This is a genomic window from Mycobacterium sp. TH-M103 (assembly GCF_057473785.1).
The window spans coordinates 1-3,700 of record NZ_JBYCLG010000349.1 but is presented as its reverse complement, the minus strand read 5'-3'; the positions used below and the strand labels follow the sequence as shown (position 1 = coordinate 3,700).

General features: G+C 67.5%; 4 protein-coding genes. All 4 read left to right on the top strand.

From position 1 onward, the window contains the following. Nucleotides 1-924, top strand: a 924-nt coding sequence (locus AC2VOR_RS19455; protein WP_486964340.1) for a CaiB/BaiF CoA transferase family protein, incomplete at its 5' end; no start/stop codon positions are given. Between the two features lie 337 nt (nucleotides 925-1,261). Next, a complete protein-coding gene (locus AC2VOR_RS19450; RefSeq protein WP_486964339.1) occupies nucleotides 1,262-2,068 on the top strand; it encodes an MlaE family ABC transporter permease in 807 nt (268 codons plus the stop codon). Nucleotides 2,069-2,099: 31 nt separating this feature from the next. Continuing rightward, a complete protein-coding gene (locus AC2VOR_RS19445; RefSeq protein WP_369737050.1) occupies nucleotides 2,100-2,945 on the top strand; it encodes an ABC transporter permease in 846 nt (281 codons plus the stop codon). A 15-nt stretch (nucleotides 2,946-2,960) separates the two neighbouring features. Next, the coding region (locus tag AC2VOR_RS19440; protein ID WP_486964338.1) for an MCE family protein at nucleotides 2,961-3,700 on the top strand (740 nt) is incomplete at its 3' end.

The window sequence follows — 3,700 nt, the reverse complement described above, 5'->3', positions numbered from 1 at the left end:
GTGTTCCTGACCAGCTTCCTGCCCGGACACCGCAAGAAGTTCGGCATCGACGTCGACGACATCCGCGCGGTCAACCCCGACATCATCTACGCGCGCGGCAGCGCGCTCGGCCCGCGCGGCGCGGAGTCGGAGAAGGGCGGCTACGACATGACCGCCTTCTGGTGCCGGGCCGGAACCGCCGCCACCATCACGCCGCCCGGGACGCCGGGCATGATCGGGCCGCCCGGGCCGGCCTACGGCGACACGATCTCGGGCACCAACCTCGCCGGTGGCATCGCCGCGGCGCTGCTCAAGCGGGAGCGCACCGGCGAGCCGTCGGTCGTGGACGTCTCGCTGCTGGGCAGCGGCCTGTGGTCGATGGGCCACACGGTGGCGTTGACGACGCATCTGGGTCAGCGACTGGAGGCGCCGCCGCCCGGTGTGCACGGCTCGCCGATCAACCCGCTGGTGGGGGTGTACGCGACATCGGACGGCCGCTACATCTCCCTGGTGATGATGCAGCCCACCAAGTTCTGGGCCGACGTGTGCCGCCACGTCGACCTACCGGAACTGGCCGACGACCCGCGGTTCTCCACGACGGAGAAGATCGCCGCCAACACCGCCGACGCGGTGGAGATCCTGACCAAGGCCATCGGTGCGCGCACGCTGGCCGAGTGGCGCGAACGCTTCGCCACGCTCGCGGGGCCGTGGGCCCCGGTCCAGGACACCCTGCAGGCCGCCGACGACGCACAGGTCCGGTCCAACGAGTACATCGTGCGCGCGGGCGAACTCGAACTCGTCGCCAACCCGGTCCAGTTCGATGTCGGAGCCCCGCAGACGGGCCCGGCGCCCGGGTTCGCCGAGCAGACCGACGAGATCCTGATGGAGATCGGCCTCGACTGGGACCGCATCATCGAGCTCAAGACGGCCGGCGCCGTCACCTAGGACCAACGTTGCCAGCGACGCTCGAGCCGACCGCCACTTCCGTTGGAACGTGGCGGTACTTCCCGGATTCTGTGAATACGGGCCGCCTGATAACGGTTGCGCGGTTTGGGTTCCGCCTGGACGCCGCATGAGTCATAATCGCCGGACGCTTCAAGCCATGGGGGCTTGTTCGGCCACCTGTGTTTCGGAGTGTCCACTCACGCAACAGAACGGAGGACCGGCGTGAGGACGGTCGACGCTGTAGCCGCGACCGCCGGCCACGTCCGGCGGCCCCGGATCGGTCTGGCGCACAGCGTGGTTCGTTCCGATGCCACAAGTCCGGAGGAGCGTGGCAACGATGGCGAGTAGAGGCGCGGAGCGCTGGACAGCGGGCATCTCGCTGGGGCGCGGCTCGAAGCCCATGGAGGCCATCGGTGGCCTGTTCGCGATGTCGGCCGACGCGGTCCGGTTCCTGTTCCGCCGGCCCTTCCAATGGCGCGAGTTCCTCGAACAGTCGTGGTTCGTCGCGCGGGTCGCGATCGCGCCCACCTTGCTGGTGGCCATCCCCTTCACCGTGCTGGTCAGCTTCACCCTCAACATCCTGTTGCGGGAACTCGGTGCCGCGGACCTCTCCGGTGCGGGTGCCGCGTTCGGCGCGGTGACCCAGGTCGGTCCCATGGTGACGGTGCTGATCGTGGCCGGCGCCGGGGCCACGGCGATGTGCGCGGACCTGGGATCGCGAACGATCCGCGAGGAGATCGACGCGATGGAGGTGCTGGGCATCAACCCGATCCAGCGCCTGGTGACCCCCCGCATGCTGGCGGCGGGACTGGTGGCCCTGCTGCTCAACAGCCTGGTGGTCATCATCGGCATCGTGGGCGGATACGTCTTCTCGGTGCTCGTCCAGGACGTCAACCCCGGCGCGTTCGCCGCCGGCATCACCCTGCTCACCGGCGTGCCCGAGGTCATCATCTCCTGCGTCAAGGCAGCGCTTTTCGGTCTGATCGCCGGGCTGGTCGCGTGCTACCGCGGGCTGACGATCACCTCCGGTGGCGCCAAGGCCGTCGGCAACGCCGTCAATGAGACGGTGGTCTACGCGTTCATGTCGCTGTTCGTGGTCAACGTCGTCGTCACCGCGATCGGCATCCGGATGTCGGCCAAGTAGAAGAACTCCGAAGGAGGTGTGAGGACACACTGTGACGCTGCGAGCCGCCTACCCGCGTCTGACGCGACAACTCGACAAGCCGGTCGCCACCTTGGGCCGAATCGGCGATCACACGCTCTTCTACGGCAAGGCGCTCGCCGGCGTTCCGTTCGCGTTCACGCACTACCGGCGGGAAGTCATTCGCCTGGTCGCCGAAATCAGCATGGGCGCCGGGACTTTGGCCATGATCGGCGGGACCCTGGCGATCGTGGGCTTTTTGACCCTGGCCGCCGGCGGCACGCTGGCCGTGCAGGGCTACAGCTCGCTGGGCAACATCGGCATCGAGGCGCTGACGGGTTTTTTGGCGGCCTTCATCAACGTTCGCATCGCGGCGCCGATCGTCGCGGGAATCGGTCTCGCGGCCACGTTCGGTGCCGGCGTCACCGCGCAGTTGGGTGCCATGCGGATCAACGAGGAGATCGACGCGCTGGAATCCATGGCGATTCGGCCGGTGTCCTACCTGGTGAGCACCCGCATCGTGGCCGGGATGCTGGCCATCACCCCGTTGTATTCGATCGCCGTCATCCTGTCTTTCATGGCCAGCCAGTTCGTGACGGTGGTGTTGTTCGGCCAGTCCGGCGGCCTGTACCAGCACTACTTCACGACCTTCCTGAACCCCATCGACCTGTTGTGGTCGTTCCTGCAAGCCGTTTTGATGGCGCTCACGATCTTGTTGATCCATACGTACTTCGGTTACTTCGCCTCCGGCGGGCCGGCCGGTGTCGGCGTCGCGACCGGCAACGCGGTGCGCACGTCGCTGATCGTGGTCGTCTCGGTGACGCTGCTGGTATCGCTGTCCATCTATGGCTCCAACGGCAACTTCCACTTGTCCGGGTAGCGCAGGAGACATGACGTGACGGAGCATCTCGGTCCCGGCCCCATCCATCGTTCGGAAACCACCAGCGCCGCAAGACCGGTCGCGGCGGCGCCCGGCAGTCACTTCGGCGCGGAGTCGTATGCCCGCCCCCTGGCGGGCCTGGCGACCATCGTGGTGGTCGCCGCGATCGTCGGCGTCGCCGTGGGCCTGTTCCAGGGCGACTTCACCACGAGCATCCCGGTTACCGTGGTCTCGCAGCGTGCGGGCCTGGTGATGAACCCCGACGCCAAGGTGAAGATGCGCGGAGTCGAGGTGGGCAAGGTCGCCTCGATCGACGTGCGGCCCGACGGTCAGGCCGTCCTGCACCTTGCGCTCGAGCCCTCGCAGCTGCACTTCATTCCCGCCAATGTGCTCGTCGACATCGCCTCGACCTCCGTCTTCGGCGCCAAGTTCGTCGAACTGATACCGCCGGCCCAGCCCTCGGCGCAGGCGTTGCACCCCGGTCAGGTCCTCGAGGGCAAGCACGTCACCGTCGAGATCAACACGGTGTTCCAGCAACTCACGTCGTTGTTGTCGACCATCGATCCGGCCAAGCTCAACGAAACCCTCGGCGCGCTCGCGTCGGCGGTCAATGGGCGGGGCCACAAGATCGGCCAGATGCTGTCCGACCTGGATTCGTTCCTGGCCAAGCAGGAGCCCAGCCTGCCCGCGCTGAGTCACGACCTCGAGGTCCTGCCCGCGGTCAGCAACGCCTACGCCGACGCGGCGCCGGATCT